Annotated in this window: 27 protein-coding genes; 14 read left to right on the top strand and 13 right to left on the bottom strand. The window is 42.6% G+C overall.

Going from position 1 to position 22389, the window contains the following annotated elements:
• Positions 1-8: 8 nt before the first annotated feature.
• Positions 9-425, bottom strand: coding sequence for a hypothetical protein (locus KUG63_RS03670; protein ID WP_015005045.1), 417 nt, complete (start codon positions 423-425; stop codon positions 9-11).
• Between the two features lie 151 nt (positions 426-576).
• Between KUG63_RS03670 and KUG63_RS03675 the strand changes: the two genes are divergently transcribed.
• Genes KUG63_RS03675 through KUG63_RS03685 form a run of 3 tightly spaced genes read left to right on the top strand, consistent with a single transcriptional unit; the run spans position 577 to position 3693 of the window.
• Positions 577-1065, top strand: a complete 489-nt coding sequence (locus KUG63_RS03675; protein ID WP_015005046.1) for a hypothetical protein — start codon at positions 577-579, stop codon at positions 1063-1065.
• Positions 1066-1075: 10 nt separating this feature from the next.
• On the top strand, positions 1076-1663 hold the full coding sequence (locus tag KUG63_RS03680) for a lytic transglycosylase (RefSeq protein WP_016390437.1): 588 nt from the start codon (positions 1076-1078) through the stop codon (positions 1661-1663).
• Positions 1664-1713: 50 nt separating this feature from the next.
• Positions 1714-3693, top strand: coding sequence for a LysM peptidoglycan-binding domain-containing protein (locus KUG63_RS03685; protein ID WP_287554091.1), 1980 nt, complete (start codon positions 1714-1716; stop codon positions 3691-3693).
• Between the two features lie 6 nt (positions 3694-3699).
• Here the strand turns inward: KUG63_RS03685 and rnd are convergent, their stop codons facing one another.
• The gene (gene rnd / locus KUG63_RS03690) at positions 3700-4851 is read right to left on the bottom strand and encodes a ribonuclease D (protein WP_020161701.1); all 1152 of its coding nucleotides are present in this window, start codon (positions 4849-4851) and stop codon (positions 3700-3702) included.
• A gap of 38 nt (positions 4852-4889) precedes the next feature.
• Between rnd and KUG63_RS03695 the strand changes: the two genes are divergently transcribed.
• The 4 genes from KUG63_RS03695 (at position 4890) to KUG63_RS03710 (ending at position 6786) form a co-directional block, all read left to right on the top strand.
• Positions 4890-5210, top strand: a complete 321-nt coding sequence (locus tag KUG63_RS03695) for a DUF2007 domain-containing protein (RefSeq protein WP_015005050.1) — start codon at positions 4890-4892, stop codon at positions 5208-5210.
• Between the two features lie 12 nt (positions 5211-5222).
• Entirely contained in the window at positions 5223-5408 is a 186-nt protein-coding gene (locus tag KUG63_RS03700; RefSeq protein WP_277642414.1) for a hypothetical protein, read from the top strand.
• 215 nt (positions 5409-5623) lie between these two features.
• On the top strand, positions 5624-6130 hold the full coding sequence (gene yjgA, locus KUG63_RS03705; RefSeq protein WP_015005052.1) for a ribosome biogenesis factor YjgA: 507 nt from the start codon (positions 5624-5626) through the stop codon (positions 6128-6130).
• 59 nt (positions 6131-6189) lie between these two features.
• Positions 6190-6786: a hypothetical protein gene (locus KUG63_RS03710; protein ID WP_020933165.1), complete on the top strand. Its 597-nt coding sequence runs from the start codon at positions 6190-6192 to the stop codon at positions 6784-6786.
• A 26-nt stretch (positions 6787-6812) separates the two neighbouring features.
• Here KUG63_RS03710 and KUG63_RS03715 read toward each other — a convergent pair whose 3' ends face one another.
• Positions 6813-8591 (bottom strand): SLC13 family permease, encoded by a 1779-nt coding sequence (locus KUG63_RS03715; protein WP_015005054.1) that lies wholly within the window; start codon positions 8589-8591, stop codon positions 6813-6815.
• On the bottom strand, positions 8581-9069 hold the full coding sequence (locus KUG63_RS03720; protein ID WP_020933164.1) for a DnaJ domain-containing protein: 489 nt from the start codon (positions 9067-9069) through the stop codon (positions 8581-8583). The genes KUG63_RS03715 and KUG63_RS03720 overlap by 11 nt, the downstream gene beginning before the upstream one ends.
• Before the next feature lie 75 nt (positions 9070-9144).
• On the opposite strand from KUG63_RS03720, the gene KUG63_RS03725 reads away from it, so the two are divergent.
• Positions 9145-9648: a DUF5063 domain-containing protein gene (locus KUG63_RS03725; RefSeq protein WP_015005056.1), complete on the top strand. Its 504-nt coding sequence runs from the start codon at positions 9145-9147 to the stop codon at positions 9646-9648.
• A 41-nt stretch (positions 9649-9689) separates the two neighbouring features.
• Here the strand turns inward: KUG63_RS03725 and KUG63_RS03730 are convergent, their stop codons facing one another.
• From KUG63_RS03730 to KUG63_RS03740, 3 genes are read right to left on the bottom strand one after another with little or no spacing between them, the layout of a single operon-like run.
• On the bottom strand, positions 9690-10457 hold the full coding sequence (locus KUG63_RS03730) for a PepSY-associated TM helix domain-containing protein (RefSeq protein WP_020933163.1): 768 nt from the start codon (positions 10455-10457) through the stop codon (positions 9690-9692).
• Between the two features lie 3 nt (positions 10458-10460).
• The gene (locus KUG63_RS03735; RefSeq protein ID WP_015005058.1) at positions 10461-10964 is read right to left on the bottom strand and encodes an FMN-binding protein; all 504 of its coding nucleotides are present in this window, start codon (positions 10962-10964) and stop codon (positions 10461-10463) included.
• A gap of 19 nt (positions 10965-10983) precedes the next feature.
• Complete coding sequence (locus KUG63_RS03740; protein WP_020933162.1) at positions 10984-12228, bottom strand: porin; 1245 nt, start codon at positions 12226-12228, stop codon at positions 10984-10986.
• Between the two features lie 165 nt (positions 12229-12393).
• On the opposite strand from KUG63_RS03740, the gene KUG63_RS03745 reads away from it, so the two are divergent.
• Positions 12394-12783 carry a HesB/IscA family protein gene (locus tag KUG63_RS03745; RefSeq protein ID WP_020933161.1) on the top strand — a complete coding sequence of 130 codons (390 nt, stop codon included), beginning with the start codon at positions 12394-12396 and terminating at the stop codon, positions 12781-12783.
• Positions 12784-13055: 272 nt separating this feature from the next.
• Here the strand turns inward: KUG63_RS03745 and KUG63_RS03750 are convergent, their stop codons facing one another.
• Genes KUG63_RS03750 through KUG63_RS03765 form a run of 4 tightly spaced genes read right to left on the bottom strand, consistent with a single transcriptional unit; the run spans position 13056 to position 15617 of the window.
• On the bottom strand, positions 13056-13349 hold the full coding sequence (locus KUG63_RS03750; protein ID WP_015005061.1) for an oxidative damage protection protein: 294 nt from the start codon (positions 13347-13349) through the stop codon (positions 13056-13058).
• A gap of 60 nt (positions 13350-13409) precedes the next feature.
• Positions 13410-13832 (bottom strand): protoporphyrinogen oxidase HemJ, encoded by a 423-nt coding sequence (gene hemJ, locus KUG63_RS03755; protein ID WP_016390441.1) that lies wholly within the window; start codon positions 13830-13832, stop codon positions 13410-13412.
• Complete coding sequence (locus tag KUG63_RS03760; protein WP_020933160.1) at positions 13832-14338, bottom strand: TlpA family protein disulfide reductase; 507 nt, start codon at positions 14336-14338, stop codon at positions 13832-13834. Before KUG63_RS03760 ends, hemJ begins: the two co-directional genes overlap by 1 nt.
• Positions 14325-15617, bottom strand: coding sequence for a chloride channel protein (locus KUG63_RS03765; RefSeq protein WP_015005064.1), 1293 nt, complete (start codon positions 15615-15617; stop codon positions 14325-14327). Before KUG63_RS03765 ends, KUG63_RS03760 begins: the two co-directional genes overlap by 14 nt.
• Before the next feature lie 72 nt (positions 15618-15689).
• Between KUG63_RS03765 and argC the strand changes: the two genes are divergently transcribed.
• The 4 genes from argC to erpA all read left to right on the top strand — a co-directional run bounded on the left by argC (position 15690) and on the right by erpA (position 18377).
• Positions 15690-16721 (top strand): N-acetyl-gamma-glutamyl-phosphate reductase, encoded by a 1032-nt coding sequence (gene argC, locus KUG63_RS03770; protein ID WP_015005065.1) that lies wholly within the window; start codon positions 15690-15692, stop codon positions 16719-16721.
• Between the two features lie 19 nt (positions 16722-16740).
• Entirely contained in the window at positions 16741-17460 is a 720-nt protein-coding gene (locus tag KUG63_RS03775; RefSeq protein WP_020933159.1) for a DUF6776 family protein, read from the top strand.
• Between the two features lie 80 nt (positions 17461-17540).
• The gene (locus KUG63_RS03780; protein ID WP_020933158.1) at positions 17541-17975 is read left to right on the top strand and encodes a bactofilin family protein; all 435 of its coding nucleotides are present in this window, start codon (positions 17541-17543) and stop codon (positions 17973-17975) included.
• A 54-nt stretch (positions 17976-18029) separates the two neighbouring features.
• A complete protein-coding gene (gene erpA / locus KUG63_RS03785; protein WP_015005068.1) occupies positions 18030-18377 on the top strand; it encodes an iron-sulfur cluster insertion protein ErpA in 348 nt (115 codons plus the stop codon).
• 36 nt (positions 18378-18413) lie between these two features.
• On the opposite strand, the gene KUG63_RS03790 is transcribed toward erpA, so the two are convergent.
• Together KUG63_RS03790 and KUG63_RS03795 are read right to left on the bottom strand one after the other, a co-directional pair.
• Entirely contained in the window at positions 18414-19514 is a 1101-nt protein-coding gene (locus KUG63_RS03790; protein WP_081651254.1) for an anhydro-N-acetylmuramic acid kinase, read from the bottom strand.
• A 6-nt stretch (positions 19515-19520) separates the two neighbouring features.
• On the bottom strand, positions 19521-20939 hold the full coding sequence (locus KUG63_RS03795; RefSeq protein ID WP_015005070.1) for an OapA family protein: 1419 nt from the start codon (positions 20937-20939) through the stop codon (positions 19521-19523).
• Between the two features lie 245 nt (positions 20940-21184).
• Here KUG63_RS03795 and tyrS point away from each other — a divergent pair, with 245 nt between their 5' ends.
• The gene (gene tyrS, locus KUG63_RS03800; RefSeq protein ID WP_015005071.1) at positions 21185-22387 is read left to right on the top strand and encodes a tyrosine--tRNA ligase; all 1203 of its coding nucleotides are present in this window, start codon (positions 21185-21187) and stop codon (positions 22385-22387) included.
• Positions 22388-22389 lie beyond the last annotated feature (2 nt).

A 22389-nucleotide genomic window follows, 5' to 3' on the forward strand; every position in this document is an offset into this window, starting at 1 on the left:
AGGTTTGCTTATTCTTCAGCTGCGGCATCCGTCTTAGTTGCTTCATTTGCTTGAGACATTGCATCATTTGCCATTTCTTTAGCAGCGTCTACAGCATCAGTTGTTGTTTCTTTAACAGCATCAAGCATATCAGCGCCTGCTTCCTTCGTTGCATCCATTGCGTTTTCGGCACCTTCAGTTACATCAGTAGCTACTTCTTTTGCACTTTCCATTGCGCTAGATGTGGTCTCTTTAGTTGCATCAATGGCTGAGCCAGCGGCCTCTGATGTAGCATCTGCCGCATCTTTTGCCATATCACCTGCAGACTCAACGGCACTACTAGCGGCATCTTTTGCGCTGGAGGCGGCTTTTTCGGCTTCTTCACAACCGGTTAAGAATAAAAGGCTTGAAATCAGTGCGGCGATCAGTAAAGTTGAGTGTTTCATTGTTGTTCCTTCAGTTTGTTGAGGTAGTTAATGTCGTTCGACTAGATTATATAGTAACCAGTCAGTCATAATAAAGCTAGCAAGTGAGACAAACAGAGCGAAAAGCTTGTGTTTAAGAGCAGCAATAATTTAAAGGCGTTGAGTAAAGTATATGAATAAGAAACAGCCAGAGTGGCTAAGTCCAGAAGAGTATCAAATGATTGTCGGCCCCTCATTGAAGGTGGCGGCAGAGTTGGCAGCTAGTAGAGGCGATCCAACGCTTTTTAAAGATTTACCTTGTATGCTGGGTTTAATGCATTTGGTCAACCAGTTAAAAAATTACTATATAGATGAATGGGCTGTGTTGAGCGGGGTGTCGAGTGAAACGTCCTTGCAAAAGGCCCCAGAAGCTGCTTGTATGATGGTGTTAACAGAAGGCAATGTTGCAAAGGCTGAATTGAATATGATGATCAGCTCGCTTAATAGGGCGTACCAACAAGTGCTAGATGCGCAAATAATGGAGCAGGCAGATATGGATATAAAGCGGGCTTGGGAAGCGATAAAAACCAGTCAGCATGAGCAGTTTTTGGCCTTATTGGAACAAGCAGCAAAGAAATTTGTTATCGCACTAGATAGCTGGGAAAAAGTGAGGCGTGGTTAAACCGTTCTTAATGCTACTGCTGCCACTGGTGCTGTTTGGTTGTGCCTCTACACCACCTAAGAACCAAGCAAACCTGTGTGCTATTTTCTATGAAAAAGATGATTGGTACCCGGCAACCTTAGCGGCACAAAAAAAATGGGGCACACCAATAGCTGTGCAAATGGCGATTATTCATCAAGAGTCTCGCTTTCAATCGAATGTTAAGCCTCCAAGAGATTGGTTTTTGGGTGTTGTTCCTTTACCTCGGTCATCCAGTGCGTATGGTTATGGTCAGGCGCAGGATTCAACTTGGGAGTGGTATATGAAGTCGACAGATAGTTACGGTGCAGACCGTGACGACTTTGCCGATGTCGCCGATTTTATTGGCTGGTACACCAATGTGTCGCAACGAAAGTTGGGGATATCAAAATGGGATGCCGAAAAACAATACCTTGCTTACCATGAAGGTCACGGCGGATACAGTCGTGGCACATATTTAGCAAAGGGGTGGTTGCGACGTGTTGCGAAAAAAGTGGGTGCTCAGGCGAAACGTTATTCAGCACAGTTAAAAGGCTGTGAGTCGACATTAGATTCTGGTTGGTCAATATGGCCGTTTTAAACATATCGAAAAGCCAAAGGGTGCGTCGCCTACTCATAGTCGTATGTCTTATGGCGGCGATACTATCTAATACATCATTGGCAAGAGACCAAGAGGCATTTCCATTGCCGCATGTGCTAAAGCCAGATGTTAATTTTTGGTTAAAAGTTTACACAGAAGTGACGACTGACGAAGGCTTTATACATGATAATCAGCGGTTGAATATCATTTATGAACGCTTATCTTTTACACCGGGCACAAGCTATAAAGAACGTCAACAATCCATTAAACAAAAGAAAAAGTACTACCAAGACATTTTACTCTACCTTGCGGCTAACCCAAGTAAACGACTAGATCAGGCGCGATATAGGCATATTAAAGCCTTGTGGCCAACAGGTACTACCGGCGAAGAGTTTAAAGAAGCGGCAAACCGGTTACGCTTTCAACTCGGGCAAGCAGATCGGTTTAAGCAGGGGTTGGTGAGGGCAGGGCGTTGGCAGCCGTATATTAAGGAAGAATTTCAAAAGCTTGATTTGCCGGATGAGTTGGCCGCTTTGCCGCATGTTGAGTCATCATTTCGTTCTGATGCTAGATCGCATGCTGGAGCTGCTGGTTTGTGGCAATTTACGCGTTCTACGGGGCGTCGGTTTATGCGTATTGATCACGTCGTTGATGAACGATTAGACCCCTTTCTGGCAACAAGGGCAGCGGGCTTGTTGTTAAAAGATAACCATAAAATTACGGGAACCTGGCCGCTAGCATTAACCGCTTATAACCACGGCGCTGCGGGTATGAGGCGCGCAGTGTCAGCGACGGGGGGAACTGATATTGCCAAAATAGTGCGTGAATATAAGGGCCGTACGTTTGGGTTTGCCTCACGAAATTTTTATAATGCGTTTGTCGCTGCACACGATATTGACCAGCAACCGTCAAAATATTTTGGGCAAGTGCAACGAGACCCCCCGATGGTGATTCAAGAGGTTAAGTTGCCATCCTATTACTCGGCGCAAGGCTTAATGACGGCATTTGGGATTAACAATAATATTTTTAAATCGTTGAACCCAGCGTTACAACCGACCGTTTGGTCAAACAATAAATATATTCCAAAGGGCTACAAGCTTCGGGTGCCGGTAGAGACGGGTGCTGCGTCGATTAAAGGGTTAATGGCCAGAATTCCTCCTGACGAGCAATCAATGAAACAAAAACCTGATGTTTCATATCGGGTGAAACGAGGTGATTCGCTCTCTAAAATTGCTGAACGCTTTAAGGTAAAAACCAGTCAGTTAGTGGCGATAAATGGGCTAAAGAGTCAACATAAGATTCGTGTTGGTCAGCTACTAAAGTTACCTAATATAGCGAAAAACGAATTAAAGGGCGCACACCTAGTAGCGCAGGATGCTATTTTTTATACCGTCAGAAAGGGTGATCGTTTATCAGCTATTGCAAGTAGGGTAGGCGTGTCTGAGGCGAATATTGTGTCTTTAAATAAATTAAAAAATAAGCATTATTTATATGTAGGACAAAAACTGCGGATACGAGCAACCCCAGGTGTATTGTCAGTCGCTGCGAGTGCAAAGGCCCTTAACCCTAAAAACAATGTAGAAGAAAACAGTTTAAAAGCGGACCCGAGTAATTATCGAGTGGCCGATGATGGGTCTGTCGAAGTTCAAAGTCATGAGACGCTTGGGCATTTTTCCGAATGGTTGTCGTTAAAAACGGCGGTCTTGAGAAAGCTTAATAAGATGAGTGCTCAATCTCGGCTAAGGATGGGCGATCGACTTAAGCTTGATTTCTCGCATGTAGACAGGCGTCAATTAGAAAGCAAGCGCTTGGCTTTTCATAAAAAAATACAGGATGACTTTTTTAAGCGGTTTAGCGTTGTTGAAACAGAAACATTACGGCTCAAAAACGGCAGTTCTGTTTGGTTATTAGCGCAACAACAAAATGTGCCGTTATGGTTGTTAAGGCAATACAATACGAAAGTCGACCTTAATCGTGTTAGCACTGGGACACGGTTAACCATTCCTAAGGTTAAGAAAAAGCCAAAATAGTAGACCTTATGTTGAAGGTGAAATAACGAGTTCACCTGAAGTGACACTAAAGTTGTTATCGCCTTCCAGCGTAGCAAGGAGATCTTGGCCAACCATCTCATTGCGCCAATCACTCAATAACTCAAGATCGCGTTGACCATGGATCAACTGTAATAATTCTTTACGATTGGTGAGAGACGTGGCGTTGACGTTCGCGGCGGCGGCTTTCAATCTTACTTGAGCCATTAATAGATCGGCTAAGGCTTCTTGTTTTTCAGTGACTTTCTTAGGTTTTTGTTGAGCCGCAGTAGAGGCTGGTTTTTTGTCAATGGCATTGGCAATAATGTCGATAATTGCGCGCCCAAATTTATCGGTGAATTTGTCTGAAATGCCGCGAATAGACGATAGAGTGTGGAGGTTGGTTGGCTTGAGTTTGGCCACCTCTATTAAAATATCATCTTTAATTATCCAGCCACGAGGGATGTCTTTTTGTTGTGCAAGGTCTTCACGCCATTCGGCTAATTTTTGTAACGCAGATAAGGCGCCACCTTTTAAACGTTTGGCTGCTCGGATCCTTTTCCATGCAAGTTCTGGTGGGTTGGAATACAGTGAAGGTTTGCATAAATCGGCAAAGGCTGGCGCCAACCAATTAAGTCGGTCTTTTTCCTTTAGTTGGTTTTCTAATAATGGGTAAAGCTTGGCTAGATAAATCACATCGTCAGCTGCATAGGTGATTTGTTCTTCGCTTAACGGTCTACGTAGCCAGTCTGTACGTGAATGAGCTTTGCTTAATTGCACACCCAAAATATCATCCACTAATCGTGCATAGCCGGCTTGTTCTGGGTGGCCTAAAATGGGCGCGGCAATTTGAGTATCAAAAACAGGCGCTAATGGCTTGCCGCGTAAATCGTAGAAAATTTCTTGATCTTGACGTGCGGCATGGAAGACTTTGAGTATATTTTGGCTGTATAAAATATCCAATAAGGGCTTGATGTCACAGGCTATTGGGTCGATGATAGCGACTATATCGGCAGTGGCAATTTGAATTAACGCCAGTATTGAACGGTAGGTTTTTTCCCGTTGAAACTCAGTATCTATCGCCAACCAAGGTTCGTTTTTTATCGTGTTACAAAACTCAGAAAGCTGTTCATTGGTGTCGATATAGTGAGGTTTCGTCATAACAGTAAAGCGTGTAAAAAGAAGAGGCAGTGTAAACGATGATTAAAGTTTTTACAGCGCAAAATTTTATCGAGGTTGCTTTTTGGAGAAACTACCTCGAACAACACGGGATTGCCTGCCAAATCAAAAATGAGTTTTTAGGGGCCGCTGCCGGAGAGTTACCACCGACAGAGTGTTGGCCAGAGCTTTGGATAAATGATGAACGTGACGAACAATTAGCGCAAAAGTATTTGGCCAGTGATCCACTGGGTGAGCAAGATTTACCTGCATGGAGATGTTCGTTTTGTGGAGAAGAAAGTGACGGACAGTTTTCACATTGTTGGAATTGTGAGAAAGAAAAACCTATCGAGACAAATTAAGGCGGTTAAAAGATGAATATGGCATTGTGGGAGCAATTAGCGTTGGGCGCGTTAGCGTTATTGGTTATTTTTTGGTTTAGACCGGGTATTAAAGCGGCGCTTAAACAAAGTGAAGAGGCGGAAAAGGACTGGGCTGGTATTTTGTTACCCATAGCGGCTGTTATTTTATTTGTTATTTTTTTAGTGCTGACCAGCTAAGGGTGAAAATGTTCGATGTTTGATCGAGTAGTTAGCCGTTATTAGGTCTGTTAAGGGACATGCAGATGGCTTTGTATATAACAAGGCATAAGTAGATGCCTCAAATAAGAATAGGTTTTTATGCTTGGTTTGAACACAATAAAACCGAGTGTATTAAACCAATACACGGTTAATTTGTTAGCATGTCGTTATTATTAGATCAGGTTATATAGTTAATGAATCAAGAAGAAGCAAGAGCAGCAGAACTCATCAGTAAAACTCAAATTAAACGAGAAGCGGATGATTTGGTGGCGCTAGGGAAAAGGATTGCGGATTTGTCGCAAGATCAATTCGATGGCATGCCATTAACGGATGACTTAAGACAAGCCATTGTTGTGGCCAGAAAACTATCTAAAGGCGGGGCGATAAAACGGCAATTTAAGTATATTGGAAAATTGTTACGCAGTACCGATGTTGAAGGGATTAACCAAGCCATTGAACGACAGCTCGATAAAGACAGGGCGGCGACAGCTCGCTTACATATGATGGAGCAATGGCGAGATAAGTTAGTCGAGCAAGGAGATGCAGCGTTGAGCGAATTCTTAGTGAATTACCCACAGGCGGATCGCCAACACATTAGGCAGCTTCAACGAAAAGCGAATCAAGAATTGGAAAAACAAAAGCCGCCAGCTGCTGCACGGAAAATATTTCAGTATATAAAGGAACTGTCGGTTAATGATTAAGAAGCTGTTCAGTTAAGTTCGCTTATAGTGTCCAGATGTTTATAAATAAGGAGAGGGTTATGTTAGCTAAAAGATCAACAATGGGTGTTTTGGTGTTGCTTTTTTTATTCTCGATTACAGCCGTGCATGCGGCTAAACCAGAGGGCGAGTTTGTAGGCAAGGCCGAACACAGTGAATCCTTTTGGGAGCGCTGGTTTGGTCGCTCTGAGAAGCTGGATAAAAAGGAGCTCGACGACACGCTAGGCAGTAAAAAAGAAAAACAGAAGCAAAATAAAGATAAAGAAAAAACGAAACATTATTTTACTGAGTCAGAACGTTCTTATATAAAAGATTATTATCGCCGTGATGGTGATGATAAAGCCGATAAAAAGTATAAAAAAAATAAGGACAAACAGGTACCTTATGGTTTGCAAAAGAAATTAGATCGTGGTGGTCAGTTGCCTCCAGGTTGGGAGGCAAAAGTAGCCCGCGGAGAAGTGTTGGATAGCGATATTTTACGATACTCAGAACGTATCCCGCATGAGTTGGCCAGACGACTGCCTACGATACGTGATGGTGAAGAAGTCCGTCGAGTAGGTAATAAAGTGGTACGGGTTTTAGAAGGAAACGGTACAGTTATTGACGTGATTGATCTAGCAGACGTTCTGCTTCGTTAATAAATATTTCTAGTGTCTGGTCGTTATTACAACGGCCAGACGATTAGAATAAGGGGGACAGAGATCAGCGTGATAATAATTTCCAAGGGTAGTCCCATTCGCCAATAATCCCCAAATTGATAACCGCCGGGCCCCATTACAAGTGTATTGGATTGATGCCCAATAGGTGTTAAAAAAGCGCAAGAGGCACCAATGGCAACGGCCATTAGAAAGGGGTCTATATTCACGCCAAGTTGATTTGCAATGCCAACAGAAATAGGGGCCATTACTAGCGCAGTGGCAGCATTGTTGATAATGTCGGATAAAAACATTGTGGTTACTAGAATCAGCGTTAAAACCATGTAGATGGGTAACCCTTCAGTGATACTAACGATGCTACTGGCAACCAGCTCGGTAGCGCCTGTGCTTTCTAAGGCGCGACCAACCGGAATCATGCCACCAAGTAAAATAATAATTGGCCAATCGACATCGCGATAAACGTCTTTGCCAGGCAAAAACCCCATGATGGAATATACAAGAATGGCTAAGATAAAGGCTCCTGCCATTGGCAAAATATTGATTGCACCGAGAATAATCGCGCCAATAAATATTGCCAAAGCTATCAAAACCCGGCGGTGTTGCCCAATTTGAATGCCACGTTCGGCGAGCGGTAATAGATTGAGCCCTGTGAGCATGTCGTTAATTAAACCTTTTTGGTATTGTAGCAATAGGACGTCACCGGCCTGAAAGGTATTGTTGCGTAGGCGTTTGCGAACCACAGATCCTTCTTGAGCAAGGCCGATAACAGCAACTGAATTAGCGGTTCGGCGACGTAAATAAGAAACATCTCGGCCAACCAGCGGAGAAGTGGCGGTAATAACACACTCGGTCAGTGCGAGGTCGCCCTCGGTTAAATTATCAAATGTTTTTCCAGTGGCTGTTTGAAATTCTAAGTGTGAATCAGCAAATTTGCTCTGCAAGGTTAACGGGTCGCCTCGAAGGATTAAGATATCGTTTTCTTTAAGCTTATAATTTGGGTTCGTATTAAGCGCAAAATAGTGACCACGAGCAACGCCAACAATGCCAATATCGTTAATTTGAAGGTCTTCAACTTCATTAACAGCAAGGCCAATTAAGGGGCTTTCTGGCATCACCTTCGCTTCGGTTAAGTAACTACTGACTTCAAATAGCTTTTCGGGCTGATTTTCTTCAAATCGTTTTTTTGGTATTAACCGCCAGCCAATTAAGGTAATAAAGGTGACGCCAATGACAGCGATAACGGAGCCAATCGGTGAGAAATCAAACATACTAAAAGCGGTTCCAGTAATGTCAGCACGATAATTTGCAATGATAATATTGGGTGGCGTACCAATCATCGTACTCATGCCGCCTAAAATACTACCAAACGCCAAGGGCATTAAAACCATCGCGGGTGATCGGCCGTGCTCTTTAGCGGTGGCAATGGCAACTGGTAGTAATAAAGCAAGCGCGCCAACATTATTCATAAAGGCAGAAAAAAAGGTGACAAGAGCCGTTAATAAGGCAATATGAATGATGGCGTTACCAGTGTGGGGTAATAAGTAGGAGGCCACAACATCAACAACGCCGGCATTCTTGAGTGCTTGGCTGATAATCAACACAGCGGCAACGGTAATAACAGCTGTGTGCCCAAAGCCTGCAAACGCCTCATTAGGGGTAACAAGGCCAAATAATAGAACAGCAGTCATGGCTGTTAACGCAACAATGTCATATCGCCATCGTCCCCAAGCGAATAAAGCAAGGGTTACCGTTAAGATGGCGAATATTATGCTTTGATCATGGTTCATATTCTTTTAAAAGTAAGTTTTTGGCTTGGTTGATTTGACTCGCTAAGGTTTCGGAACCGCCTTTGTCGGGGTGTACTTTCTGCATGAGTCGTTTATGTGCTGCAATAATGTCTTTTCTTGAAGCGCCGGGCTTTAAGCCCAGCATAGTGAGGGCTTGTTGTTGATTCATTGCTTGCGCTGAAGGCGGTGGGGTGTTGCCCTGAGCTTTGCTTTTAGTGGATTTTATTAATTTAGCCACACCAAGCAGGCGTAAAATATTGGGCAACTGCTTTGCAATAAGTGGAATGGCGGAGCCAATAAAGGCAAAGATAATATTTAGTTTGCCGGTGACAGCAAGAAAGATAAGCCCGAGACCTAACAACAACCAAAGTGATTTTCGAATAGTGGCAGCAACGGTTTCAGCGGGGGTGTTGAGGAACCATCGGACGAGATAGATGGCACCTAAAGCAACGGCAATAACTAAGAGCAGGCGAATCATACGAGCGGTAAATTTATTTGTAGCATTATTTTATTAATTCACGGTATTTCTTCTAATTTTGTCTAAGCTTACTGTGTGCGAAACGAAAATAGAAATAAAATCTCAAAACAAATCCAAGAACTGCCGGAGGATGCAAGACGGTTTTGTTTTCTAATTGAAAATATAGATGAGTTTGAGGCGCAGAACTGGCTGACTCAAATTAGTTTGGTTTTGCCAAGAATTCACGCCGTTATGGAAGTAATCGATCATGCAAATAATAGGGCGGAATGCTTTTTTGCATTATCTGATATTGATGAGCGCTTCGAGCTTTTCTGCCACCTTAAAAAATCATTAGGCGAGAAAGACGGTTATGAAGTAGGTGAGGAGTTAATCCATAACGAACTGTATGGAAGCCTGTCTGAAGATTTGGCCGACCTTTACTTCGAGATTAAACGGGGCTTAGATATTATTAATTGCGGCCAAGAGAACTTATCTGTTGCTTTGAACCTATGGCGTGATGGGTTCTTTCTTCATTGGGGGCAGCATTTGATCGATGCTGAGCGACATTTGTATCATTTACGCGTCCACCATCAAATATAAAGCTGTTGGATGGGTTAGTTGTAGTAAGTGCTTGCTTACTTTTAGTCACGTTGGCGGTGTTTGAGAGATTGTCGTATCCAAATAATAACCCCGGTAAAAGCTAAAAATATAAGAATAACTGCGATTAAATCAAACAATAAAACCCCGTAGGCTCCAAAAAAACGGCCACTATGTATGTCTAGCATAAAGGTTTCCAGTGAAATAATGTTTGATTTATAGCGTTGGTTGATGGCCTTAAGTGCAGTCTTTGATAAAGGTTCTTGGCTGGCCCAGTGTAGCTGTTCGTCAACGGTAGTTTTTTGAAAACTCAATGCCTCAGTGAGTCGATAAATTTGATCGTTTGCAAGCAAGTGTATTTGCTGATCACTAGTAGACCCTATGCGATTAATATTAGCGGGGACTCCGTTGAGAGTGCCCAATGTTTCAACGAGCTGGTTGTCTGCGTCAATCAGCAGTACCGTATTGGTTAATGCAATAAGTAAAAAATCATTAAATTCAATGGCACCAGCTAACATGCTGTCTATTGCCATAGCCTCATTCGAATTGATGAATAATAAATCATCGGCCTGTGTGACGGTATATTGCTTTGTTTTGAATTGTCGGGTCCAAGTAGGCGCTTGGATGTTGTAACTGTCTAATAGAAAATTAGAGCTAAGGTGTTTTTTTTTTAGCGCCAAATCATCGGTGTGGTTTAACGCAATACCGCTGAGGCTAATAAAGATGACAAACACAGCAGCTAAGAGCCCCGTGTAGCGATGCCAAAGGTATAAGGAACTAAATTTTTTTCGGCGATACCTTTTGTTGCCCATGATTTAAAGTTGTTGTTCGAGGTAAAGGGCTATTCTAGCGACTTTTTTTAGGGCTCGTACGGATAAAGTGGCACCAGAGATGCCATCGATATGTTTATCAAGTTGTTGATCTTGGTTGATGCCAACATTATCGAATTGGCGAGTAAAGAACGTGTGTTTAACTTCCCAGCCTCGTGATTCTCTAAAGGTTAATACTTTGAGTTGTTGTATTTTTCCACTCTCAATGACGACACCGATAGTAATGGGTTTTTCTTTGCCAACTTCGTCAAGTATCCACGCTGTTTTTTCGCCATCTTGCCAATATTTTACGCGGATAAACGAAGGCTTATGTTGCAAAAACTGAGTGATGACTTCTTTCTTATCTTTCGTTAGCCAAACCGATGATAAAGGGGGGGTGTTGCCTTCAAACACTTGATTGAGGAAAGCCTCAGGGGTCTGATAGACCCCTTTGGCGATGGCTGCTTGAAAGAAAAAAGCAGCGGCAAATAATAAGGCAATCCTTTTCATGGGTTTTTAAGTAGACCGATTAAAACTGATAGCCGATGCCGAGGTTAAGTCCATTTTGCTCTTTACCATCATCATTATTTTGGTATTGATAGTCGGCTTTAATGACAACATCTTCATGTGGCCAGTAGTTTATACCAACGTCCCATTGTTCCTTTTCAGTATCTTTAGCGGTGCCAGAGTTGCTACCTGCATAATTATCCCATTGGTTGAATCGAGCAAATATACCAAATTTTTCAGATAAACGGAGAGATGGCTCAACGTAGAAACCTTCTTGTTTGTCAGCGCCGACTGCTTCAACAGCGTAACCATCAATATCCCAAGCAGCATATAGAGCCTTGACAGTGAAGGGGCCAGTAGACCAAATAGCATGGGTTTCAATTAAGTTACCGCTTTCTAGGCCTGCTACTAAGCCTTGACCCATGTTTTGTTGGTGTTGAGCTGATACTGCAAGTTCAAGACCTGGGATGCCAGTGTACTTAATACGTGCGGTAGCAGCCGGATCATTCGCTTTTGCTTTGCTAACTTTTTGACGACCGCTGCGGATACTGAAACCATTATCAACATTAAGGCCAGAATGGATATAAGCGTCATAGCTAAAGCCTGCTCCTAGTTCACCATGAGCACCTGCACCTGCTGCCCACCAAGTTGCTGGGATAATGTTTTTTTCGATGGGGTTACGTTCTGTGCCGTAAAAAGTAGGTGGCTCATGAGTTTCGTTGATAATACCGACAGGTAGTAAAAATGAACCGGCACGTGCGGTGTGGTTATCATTGAGGTCGAAGTCTATATACGCTTGTTCTAGTTGAACTTGACCGTCTTTGCCGTCTCCTGAAAGGCTATATTCAAGCTCTAATTCTGAGAAAAAACGAATATCATCGGTAAACTCATGGCCAAAAAATAGAACAAAACGGTGGAAGTCAATTTCATCTTTATCACTAGCACCACCTTTGCCTGAAAGGTTGTTGTAATGTAATTCACCATAACCGCCAATGCTGGTTTTGTCTGCCCAATCAGCTAGTTTTTGGATACCACTGGCACTGTCAGCAATAGATTCTGTCGCGATAACAGCAGCTTCTACCTTGTCGTTGGTTGTGGCAACAGCATCTCGCAATTGGGAGTTTTCTTGTTCTAATTGTTTATTTTTTGCTTCCAGTGCATCGAGCCTCTTAGCAAGGTCTTCAAGCGTTAATGCCGATGCCTGTGGGGCAGCAAGAACCCCCAACAAAAGCGCTAAGCTACCTGACTTTTTAATACTGTTTTTCATGATAATCTTTTCTCTTAGAAAGTTAAAAATTAGGGTGAGAGGGAATCTTAATACGAATCATTCTCATTAGCAACCAAATAATTCTCTGCTTTAATAATTAACAGGCGGTTTGATGTCATTTCTCGTATAATGATGGGGTATAAATATATTTATAAGGAGTTAACGATGGGTGCAGCAGGTTCATTTAATTCAGTTTTATCGGCAGCGGATATCAATATTAGCGAGGCAGCTGGTGAAAAGCTTTCCGAGTTATTCGCAGAGGTGGGTGATGAAATGGATGCCATTCGTATTTTCGTATCAGGTGGTGGTTGTAGTGGCATGTCATATGGCATGACATTTTCTGATGAAAAAACACCTTATGATAGCGTATTAGATTCGGGTGATTATAAGGTGTATGTGGATTCAGTGGCCTTGAATTATATGCGTGGCGTTGAGATTGATTTTATTGATAAAGGCATGGGCGAAGCGAGTTTTGTTTTCAACAATGTGTTTGCGGCAACAGGCGGTTCAGGCGGCTGTGGTTCATGCGGCTCTTCTAGTGGCGGTTGCAGATAAAAAACAGTCGGTCGTTTAAAGCTTAGAGGTGCCGCTTAGTTTTTAACGTTGTATCTGTTTTTTTATAAAGCGGCGCTGATTCTTATTAAAAAACCTAAAGCTAGGCTTTAGGTTTTTTTTATGTTGGCTTCGAACTCGCTGCAACTTGTACGTTGGGCGGCTGGTTTTTACTGAGGGGTATCAAGGCTATAGGTTGTTTAATGCAGCCTATAGAAAGTTAGATAACGATATAAAAAATAGCCATTTCTCAGTCTCGGGGTTAAGAGTGAATCTTATGAGTTTTTAGGCGGTGTCGTAGCCTCATGAAAACCAGCTGGAACATGCCCCATTTCACCTTCATTGAAGAAAAAGCCTTTCATGTGTTTCTCAATCACTTGAATGCTTTCCACATCCGCGGTACTTAAACCATTTTCATTGATAATCATTGATAAGCGCTCGAGCCATAATGCCCAGCCTTCTTTGGATACGTTTGCCAGAATGCGTTCACCTAGCTCACCTGGATGGGGAGCACTGTCTAAGGCTTCGGATTCGGTTTTAAGGACGACACATTGAACGGTGTTAGTCATAAATAGGCTCTGGAGTTAATTTGAAAAAGATTATACAAGGCTTAATACGGAAGTGCAGGTCTAAAAAGGTTTAACTGTCGCCAAAATTACAATGCCAACCAAAAATAACACGGGTAATTCATTCATCCAACGAAAGTACACGTGGCCATGTTTATTACGATCGTGCTTAAAATCAAGTAGCCACTTGCCACAATAAACATGGTAAATACACAGTAATGCAATTAATGTTAATTTTACATGCAGCCAACCCGATTGGCCAAACGCAGCCCAGGCATAGTCTGTCAGCATTAAGATGCCAAAAAGGAGGGTAAGGACCAGCCCCGGTGTCATGATGCCAAAGTATAATTTTCGTTCCATCAGTTTGAAACGCTTGTTGCTGGTCTCATCATCGCTCATGGCGTGATAGACAAATAAGCGAGGCAGGTAGAATAGGCCAGCAAACCAGGTGACCATGAATATCATATGTAGCGCTTTGTACCACATTAGCTTTTAGCCAATAATTTATCGAGCTGTTTTCGCATCTTTTCCTCATCGAACAGCCCAAGCTTGTGTAAGGCGATAGTTGAATCGGGTGCGACTAAAAAGGTAGTCGGTGTTAAACGAACATTACCAAAAGCTTTCGCGACATCGCCTTTCGGGTCTAAAGCAATAGTGTATGGAAGAGACTTCGCCTGTGTCATCGCGATAACATGCTCTGGGCGATCATGCTTCATAGCAATAGCGATAATAGACACACCTTTATCAGCATAATCTGCATGGATCGCTTTTAAATGAGGTATTTCTTTAATACAGCTAGGGCAATCGGTGGCCCAAAACGTGATTAAAGCAGGTTTGCCATGGAGTGAGGTGGTGGCAATTTCTTCTCCGTTTATGGTGCTTATTGAAATGTCAGGAACCTGATTGATGGCGCCGCTATTGAAATACACCAAACCGGCAAAACCAATCAGTAACATGGCTAATATAAATTGGAAGGATTTATTTTTGTTCATTGGGTTTTGCACTAAGGTAGTTTTGAGTTAACCCTTGATATAAGGCTATAGGGCAAATTAGTTTAGATGTTCCGTTGGCAATAAAAGCTGTAGCCATCATTGGCAATAATAAATCATGTGAGTTAGTCATCTCCATAATAATGACAAAGGATGTTAACGGTGCTTGTAACATGCCTGAAAAATAACCTGTCATGCCTAAAAGAATGACAACTGAGACAGGGGCAATTGGCAGCCACTCAGCTAGGTTGGCTCCAATGCCTGCGCCAACCGAAAGGGATGGTACAAAAATACCAGCAGGAATGCCAATAAAAAAGGTGGCTATACTGGCGAGCATTCGCATCAAAGGGTATTCAGATGACATGCTTTGCGCATTGAATAGATAGTTTTTAGTTTCTTGGTAGCCCGTCCCTGCAGTTGCACCCTCAGACAGGTAGTTAAGAATAGAAATAATGATGCCGCAAATAAAGGCAATTTTAAGGGGTGATAAGTAGTTTATAGATTTTAAAAAAGGCCCGCCTTTAAGAAGGATTAAACTAAAAAGGCCGCCCATAAACCCAGTAGCAATACCGCAGACAGGAATGATGAGCCAAGCTTTTCCCCAAGGAAAGGATGTTGGATAGTTGTCCAAAAACACATATTGCCCATGGAGAATTAAGGCCGTAGCACCGGCAAAAATAACGGCAGTGATAATGAGCCCACTGGTTTTCTCCTCAAGTGAGCGCCCCATTTCTTCGATGGCAAATACAATGCCAGCCAATGGGACACTAAAAAGTGCTGCAAAACCGGCGGAGCTGCCAGCTAAAATGAGTCCGCGTTCTAAATAATGAGGTCCAAAGTTAGCAAACCGCCCAAAGTAAGTCATCAAGGCGGCGCCAATGTGTATAGCTGGCCCACCTAAACCAACAGAAGCGCCGGCAAAAATACCGCCAATACTAAGGAATAGTTTACCAACAAGGATTCGAAAGCTAAGTAGTGGTTTGTTAAGGCCGGCTTCTGAAGGTTCAAGCGCTGCTTTAACTTGCGGGACACCGCTACGTTCTGAGCCAGGAAAAAAAGTAAAGGTGACCCAAGCAAGAAAAGTAAGGAGGATAGGTGTAAATAAAAAGCTGTAGATCAAGTATTTTTGATGCAGCTCTCTAAATAATGTGCTGACCAATTCACTTCCGAAAGTTAAAGCGACCGATGACAAGCCTACAAAAATAGCGCCTAACCAGAAAACAAGGTGAGTTTTCCAAGCAGAGAAAAGCGTAAAAATTTGCTGAACGTTGGGGTTTGCCATTCGACTAAGTATATCAGACGATGCTAGTGTAAAATGTGCTGATAATAAGGATTAATATAAAGAGGCAGAAGTGTGATAAAAGCAGGTATTGTAGGTGGAACGGGTTATACCGGTGTGGAGTTGCTCCGGTTGCTAGCGATGCATCCACAGGTGGATGTCCAGGTAGTAACATCGCGGGCCGAAAAGGGTTTGCGTGTTGATGCTGTGTACCCAAATTTACGCGGGTTTAATGATTTATGCTTTGTTGCCCCGGTTGTTGAAAATTTAACAGCATGCGATGTTGTGTTTTTTGCAACACCTAATGCGACAGCTATGACGATGGCGAAAGAGTTATTGGCTGCTGATGTCAAACTAATAGATTTATCAGCTGATTTTAGGTTGAAAGATGTTACGGTTTGGGAAAAGTGGTATGGCGCTAAACATGCTTGCCCAGAACTACTTGAGCAGGCAGTGTATGGCTTGCCTGAAACAAATCGAGAGTTGATTAAACATGCAGATTTGGTAGCTAACCCTGGCTGCTATCCAACGGCTACGCAGTTAGGTTTTTTACCGCTTCTTAAGGCAAATGTTATTGAAAGCTCAATGTTGATTGCCGATGCGAAATCAGGCGTGAGTGGAGCTGGTCGTTCTGCCAGTGTTGTCGGTTTAATGAGTGAAAGTGGTGAAAGTTTTAAAGCATACGGTGTTCCGGGGCACCGACATTTACCTGAAATTTCTCAAGAATTGAGTCAGCTGTCTGCATCACCGGTTTCGCTAACATTTACACCTCATTTAGTGCCAATGATTCGAGGGATACATGCCACGTTGTATGCGCCGCTAAAAGAAACGGGGATTAACTTGCAAGATTTGTTTGAGACGTTTTATGCTGATGAGCCCTTTGTCGATGTATTACCTAGTGGTGCGCATCCGGATACAGGTGATGTCCGTGGCACAAACCGTTGTCAAATCGCTGTACATCAGCCTCAAGGTGGGCAGGTTGTTACCGTATTGTCGGTGATTGATAATTTAGTGAAAGGGGCTTCAGGGCAAGCTGTTCATAATATGAACATTATGTTTGGCTTGGATGAAAAAACGGGCCTAGATCAAGTAGGTTTATACCCCTAATATAGTATAGGTGCTTTTAATGGTTCGTCACCAATGTCCACACCCGTATCATCAAACGCAGCGCAGGCGGTTAATCGAAAAAACGGCGTTGTTTATTGTTATTGTGCTGCTGGTATTGTTTTTTGTTTTAGGGCGACTATCGGTTAAAGATGTTAAACAATATCAAGCCGATAATGCTCGATTAAAAGAATCTGTTGTTAAGTTAACGAAGGCAAACAAAGCTCTTGTGAAACGGCTCGACTTTATTGAAAGCTCGAAGGTAATCGATGCGCAGTCTCAAAAAGATGCAAGAAAATCATTGGTTAAGCTGCACGAAGAATTAAGCGATACAAAGGAGCAGTTGGCTTTTTATCAGCGGGTTGTCGCACCAGAAACGTTAATTAAGGGGCTATATATTGATAGTTTTGATATCAGGCCGCTCGATGAAAAAGGTGGTTATGACTATGAACTAGTGTTGGCCCAAGGCACGAGCCAGAAACAAGTGATTAAAGGCCAATATACGTTTTCAATAGTAGGTGACTGGCAGGGGGAAGAAAAGGAGTTCCTGCTAGAGGATTTGTCTATAGAAGGATTGAAGTCTGGTAATTTTTCTTTTAGGTATTATGAGTTGCTAACAGGTGAAATTAAGTTACCGATTGGATTTATACCTAAGACAGTAAGCATGATTATTAACCGCTCGAAAAAAGGCTCCAAGCCAATGCAGGAGCAGTGGCTTTGGCGAGAGGTCGTTAGTGGCTAAAGGTTGAGAATTAGGAGCTAACGCCTATCTGGGATAGACTAGTATGCTAAATTAAAGAAATAAAGTTAGAGGTTGAAAGAATGTTTTCTTCAAATACAAAAAAACTGAAAGAGATTAATACCACTAATGTATCCACTATTATTGGGGAGGGTACGGTTGTTCAAGGAGATATTATTTACACTGGTGGGCTGCATATTGATGGTCGCGTTGTCGGAAATGTATCGGCGGAAAACGGTTCAACTGCAACGCTTACGTTGAGTAAGCTGGGTGCTATACATGGGAATGTTAATGTTCCTATAGTCGTTCTTGATGGAGAGGTTCAAGGTGATGTGATAGCGTCCGAAAGGGTGCAAATGATTGCTAATTCTCGAGTGACAGGCAATGTTCAATATAACTTAATTGAAATGGAAGTAGGGGCAGAGGTGAATGGTCAACTCGTGCGCCAGCAAGATGCGGCTTCCAATATAACAGCTATCGGTTTGCAAGAAGAACCTGTGCAAGACGAACTTTCTTAATAGAAAGTGTACTAACCGTATAGTGAATAAATTTTAAATAAAGAGGCTCTAAATATGACAACATTTGTTGCAGAAGCGGATATTAATTTCACAGACAGTGCGGCACAAAAAGTGGCTGAGCTGATTAAAGAAGAAGGTAACCCCGAGTTGAAACTTCGGGTATATATTTCTGGTGGTGGTTGCTCGGGTTTTCAATACGGTTTCACCTTTGATGAAACCATGGCTGAAGATGACTTTGGCATAGAAAAAGATGGTGTCGTTGTAGTGATAGACCCAATGAGTTACCAGTACCTTGAAAAAGCAGAAGTTGATTATAAAGAAGACCTACAAGGTTCGCAGTTTGTTATTCGTAACCCAAATGCAACAACAACTTGTGGTTGCGGCTCATCATTTGCAGCATAGAAACCAGTTGCTTTATTAGTTACTAAGTTATTCAGTTTAAGCGGGGTAAATAGAGCCCAAAATAACGGCTTTATCGGCCCCGGTAACCGATGGCAGGTTACCAGTTTTCCCCTCAAGCGCCCGTTTAGCAAGCCATGCAAAGGCACTGGCCTCTACCCAATCAGGGTGAAGGCCGTGAGCCTCCGTTGAATCAATAGGTAGCTCAATTAAATGGCGAAGCCTTGTCATTAAATAGTCATTATGTACGCCGCCGCCGCAAACTAAGACGTTATCAACGCCTGGGAGTTGCGTTAGGCTTTTTGCAATACACTGGGCCGTTAATTCGCATAAGGACGTCAGCGTGTCGATCGTACTGCCGGGGTGTCGCTCTATGTGTGAAGCCAGCCAGTTAAGGTTGAAATATTCAGGCCCTGTGCTTTTAGGGTAAGGTCTTGCGAAGTATGGATCGTCCATCATGCTGTTGAGAAGGGGGGTATTAATACGCCCAGTTTTGGATAACTGTCCGCAATGGTCATAGGGTCTTTCAAAGTGCTGCTGACACCATTGGTTCATTAGTGTGTTTCCAGGGCCGCAATCAAATCCAATAATAATGTTAGTTTGGTCTTTATTAAGATAGCTGACGTTCGAAATACCACCAATATTGATAATCGCTTGATTATCGTGCGCTGATTGAAAAATAGCTTGGTGAAAAGTAGGCACTAGCGGAGCGCCCTGACCACCTGCTGCAATATCGCGTCGTCTAAAGTCTGCCACAACAGTAATTCCGGTTTCTTCAGCAATACGGTTGGCATCACCAATTTGCAGAGTAAAAGGCGGGGTGCTATTAGGGCTATGGTGTATCGTCTGTCCGTGTGAGCCAATAGCAACGATGTCGTGAGGGCTTAGGCTTGTATTGTGTAGCGTGTCTTGCACGCATTGAGCGTAGAATTTGCCAAGCTGGGCATCTAATGTCCCGAGTGCCTCATAAGAGATGTGAGTTTGCCCGCAGGCGGCTGTTATATCGGCTAATAATACAGCTGGGTATGGCTTATAGTAACTTGAGAAAAGACTTAGCTTGTCATTGCTAAAATCAACAATAGCAATGTCGACACCATCTAAACTGGTGCCTGACATGATGCCGATATACAGTTGTTTCACGCTGTTTTATTTAAGTGCTAACTGAGTCTTTTTTGCGAGCGCTAATTGCGCTAAAAGAGGAGATGTCTGATTTTTGAATTCAGCCAGCAAGTTTTTATTGATTGGTTCAGCCGCGGGGAATTTAGTAGTTAAAGGATTCCGGTGAACGCCATTAACTCTAAGCTCATAATGCAGGTGTGGTCCGGTTACTAACCCTGACATTCCAACATAACCGACGATTTGCCCTTGTTTGATGTGTGAGCCTTTTTTGTAACGACCATATTTAGACATATGTGCATAAAGTGAGCTGTATTTTTGTCCATGTTGAACGATTACGACGCGGCCATAACCGCCCTTTATACCACGGAAGATGATTTTGCCGTCCCCAGTAGAACGGATAGGTGTGCCTGTGGAGGCCGCGTAGTCAACACCCTTATGTGCGCGAATCCTATTCAAAACGGGGTGTTTTCTACGCAAATTGAAATGTGAGCTAACTCTTGCAAAATCGATAGGGTTGCGCAAAAAGGTTTTACGCATGCTCTTTCCGTCAGGAGAAAAATATTCAGTATTGCCGTCTTTATCAGTAAAGCGAACAGCTTGATATTTGTTACCGCGGTTTATAAATTCAGCGGCTAAGATAGGGCCATTTTCAATACGCTTCCCATTGATGGATTTGGATTCATACAGCAGGCTGAATGAATCCCCCTGTCTTAAGCCTTGAGTGAAATCAATGTCCCAGCCGAAAATATTAGCAAGCTCCATGATTGTTTTATCAGACACCCCAACTTGTTTGGCATCATAAAAAAGTGAGTTATTGATATCTGCGGATGCTACAGCGTGAGAAACTTCCACTGGTTTTTCAATAACCGTTGCAGCAAAGTCATTATCAATGGTTTCAATGCGAAGGGTTTTTATTTGGTCGAGGTCGTATTCCAAAGAAACGCACTCGCCATCTGCATTTTGTGCGAAACGTAGTGTTTGCCCCGGTCGAATCTTTTTTAAAGCCTGTGTTTGTTCGCCAAGCTGAATAATATTATGTAGAGTGGTGGCTGAGTAATTCAGGTGGTTAAATATTTTAGCCAAACTGTCGCCGGGCTTAATGGTGTACTCTTTCCATGAGATTTTTTCTGAAGAGCCTGTAATTTTGGCAGTGTTTGTTGGAGCAGTTAACGGCGCGGTTTTATGCTTAACAATTGATAAAGTAGGCGCAGAAAAATCGTCTGATGATCTCTCTGGTAAATCAATAGAGACTACATGTTGATTGTTAGTTGGCTTGGTAGATAAGCTGGCCTGATTGGGATCAGTAGCATTTTTGAAATAAAGCGCAATGCCCAGCATAACTATTGTAGTCAGCAGCATGGTGATAAGACGTGCTTTTTTGCTGTTATAGCGACGAGGGCTTATCGGTGTTTTAAAATCACGATTTATTAAGCTAGATTTCATCATAAAAAGGTTAGTGTTAAGGGTTATGTAAAAACAAAAAAAGCTATAAAAAGCGTAAGCTTAGACATTGTATAGCAAGTAAAGTGAAAAGTATAAAGCCCAATTGTGACACGAGTAACCCTTTCATTGAAAGTAATGAAATTGTGACCGGAAAGAACGTCCTACAGAGTCAGTCTGGGTGAGAAAAAGTTGATTTATATTTGATATGCAGTATCTTGCGCCTTTTATACTATATATAGGGAAGATGTGTGAGTGAAGCTATAAAATTGCAATTAGCGCAGCTAAAGCGCGGATCTGATGAAATATTGGTAGAGTCAGATTTTGATAAAAAAGTAGCCTCGGGCAAAAAGTTAAGAATAAAAGCTGGTTTTGACCCTACGGCCCCAGACCTGCATTTGGGCCACACGGTACTTATTAATAAGCTAAAACAGTTTCAAGATGCTGGGCATCATATATTGTTTCTTATTGGCGATTTTACTGGCATGATTGGCGACCCAACGGGGAAGTCAGCAACGCGGCCGCCGTTGACCAAAGAAGAAGTCATACAAAATGCGGCTTCCTATACCGAGCAAGTTTTCAAGATTCTAGATCCTGACAAAACCGAGGTAGTGTTTAACTCAACATGGATGTCAGAATTTAATGCAGTAGATTTAATTCAATTAGCAGCCAAGCATACTGTCGCGAGAATGCTAGAGCGAGATGATTTTAATAAACGCTATACCGGTGGTAAGCCTATTGCTATACACGAATTTATATACCCATTAATACAAGGGTATGACTCAGTAGCATTAAAATCGGATGTTGAACTCGGTGGAACAGACCAAAAATTTAACTTATTAGTGGGTCGCCAGCTGCAAGAAACATATGGTCAATCGCCACAAGTGGTGATGACAATGCCAATCTTAGAAGGATTGGACGGCGTACAAAAGATGTCAAAATCACTGGGTAACTATATAGGCATCAATGAGGCGCCGAACGATATGTTCGGCAAGATCATGTCCATTTCTGACAGTTTGATGTGGCGTTATTTCGAATTGCTTAGTTTTAGGGAGATGGATGAAATTAATGAATGGAAAGCCCAGTGCGAAGCGGGTAAAGAAAATCCAAAAAACATAAAAGTTAAATTGGCGTTAGAAATAGTTGAGCGTTTTAACGATGAATCATTAGCAAAAAGCGCACAACAAGAGTTTGAATCTCGATTTAAACATGGCCAGCTTCCAGAAGACATAGAAAGGATAACTATAACAAGTGCAGGCGAGCTATTATTGGCTAATGTTATGAAGGATGCAGGGCTAACAAAAAGCACATCGGAGTCCTACCGCATGATAAAGCAGGGGGCAGTAAGAGTTAACGAGCAGAAGATTAATGATAAAGGTACGATGCTTGGGTTGGGAGAGGAGCACTTAGTGCAGGTAGGGAAAAGGAAATTCGCAAAGATAACAATAGCTTAGTA

Source organism: Cycloclasticus sp. (genome assembly GCF_019090545.1).
GTDB lineage: Bacteria > Pseudomonadota > Gammaproteobacteria > Methylococcales > Cycloclasticaceae > Cycloclasticus > Cycloclasticus pugetii.

What these genes read in the sequence shown, in the direction of transcription:
- KUG63_RS03710 (WP_020933165.1), top strand. Translation starts at nt 6,190, where the DNA reads ATGTTAGCTAAAAGATCAACAATGGGTGTTTTGGTGTTGCTTTTTTTA.
- KUG63_RS03715 (WP_015005054.1), bottom strand. Translation starts at nt 8,591, where the DNA reads ATGAACCATGATCAAAGCATAATATTCGCCATCTTAACGGTAACCCTT.
- KUG63_RS03795 (WP_015005070.1), bottom strand. Translation starts at nt 20,939, where the DNA reads ATGATGAAATCTAGCTTAATAAATCGTGATTTTAAAACACCGATAAGC.
- KUG63_RS03720 (WP_020933164.1), bottom strand. Translation starts at nt 9,069, where the DNA reads ATGATTCGCCTGCTCTTAGTTATTGCCGTTGCTTTAGGTGCCATCTAT.
- KUG63_RS03780 (WP_020933158.1), top strand. Translation starts at nt 17,541, where the DNA reads ATGTTTTCTTCAAATACAAAAAAACTGAAAGAGATTAATACCACTAAT.
- KUG63_RS03675 (WP_015005046.1), top strand. Translation starts at nt 577, where the DNA reads ATGAATAAGAAACAGCCAGAGTGGCTAAGTCCAGAAGAGTATCAAATG.
- KUG63_RS03730 (WP_020933163.1), bottom strand. Translation starts at nt 10,457, where the DNA reads ATGGGCAACAAAAGGTATCGCCGAAAAAAATTTAGTTCCTTATACCTT.
- KUG63_RS03750 (WP_015005061.1), bottom strand. Translation starts at nt 13,349, where the DNA reads ATGACTAACACCGTTCAATGTGTCGTCCTTAAAACCGAATCCGAAGCC.
- KUG63_RS03700 (WP_277642414.1), top strand. Translation starts at nt 5,223, where the DNA reads ATGAATATGGCATTGTGGGAGCAATTAGCGTTGGGCGCGTTAGCGTTA.
- KUG63_RS03735 (WP_015005058.1), bottom strand. Translation starts at nt 10,964, where the DNA reads ATGAAAAGGATTGCCTTATTATTTGCCGCTGCTTTTTTCTTTCAAGCA.
- KUG63_RS03670 (WP_015005045.1), bottom strand. Translation starts at nt 425, where the DNA reads ATGAAACACTCAACTTTACTGATCGCCGCACTGATTTCAAGCCTTTTA.
- rnd (WP_020161701.1), bottom strand. Translation starts at nt 4,851, where the DNA reads ATGACGAAACCTCACTATATCGACACCAATGAACAGCTTTCTGAGTTT.
- KUG63_RS03760 (WP_020933160.1), bottom strand. Translation starts at nt 14,338, where the DNA reads ATGAACAAAAATAAATCCTTCCAATTTATATTAGCCATGTTACTGATT.
- KUG63_RS03775 (WP_020933159.1), top strand. Translation starts at nt 16,741, where the DNA reads ATGGTTCGTCACCAATGTCCACACCCGTATCATCAAACGCAGCGCAGG.
- erpA (WP_015005068.1), top strand. Translation starts at nt 18,030, where the DNA reads ATGACAACATTTGTTGCAGAAGCGGATATTAATTTCACAGACAGTGCG.
- yjgA (WP_015005052.1), top strand. Translation starts at nt 5,624, where the DNA reads ATGAATCAAGAAGAAGCAAGAGCAGCAGAACTCATCAGTAAAACTCAA.
- KUG63_RS03695 (WP_015005050.1), top strand. Translation starts at nt 4,890, where the DNA reads ATGATTAAAGTTTTTACAGCGCAAAATTTTATCGAGGTTGCTTTTTGG.
- KUG63_RS03685 (WP_287554091.1), top strand. Translation starts at nt 1,714, where the DNA reads ATGGCGGCGATACTATCTAATACATCATTGGCAAGAGACCAAGAGGCA.
- KUG63_RS03745 (WP_020933161.1), top strand. Translation starts at nt 12,394, where the DNA reads ATGGGTGCAGCAGGTTCATTTAATTCAGTTTTATCGGCAGCGGATATC.
- KUG63_RS03680 (WP_016390437.1), top strand. Translation starts at nt 1,076, where the DNA reads ATGCTACTGCTGCCACTGGTGCTGTTTGGTTGTGCCTCTACACCACCT.
- KUG63_RS03740 (WP_020933162.1), bottom strand. Translation starts at nt 12,228, where the DNA reads ATGAAAAACAGTATTAAAAAGTCAGGTAGCTTAGCGCTTTTGTTGGGG.
- KUG63_RS03765 (WP_015005064.1), bottom strand. Translation starts at nt 15,617, where the DNA reads ATGGCAAACCCCAACGTTCAGCAAATTTTTACGCTTTTCTCTGCTTGG.
- hemJ (WP_016390441.1), bottom strand. Translation starts at nt 13,832, where the DNA reads ATGTGGTACAAAGCGCTACATATGATATTCATGGTCACCTGGTTTGCT.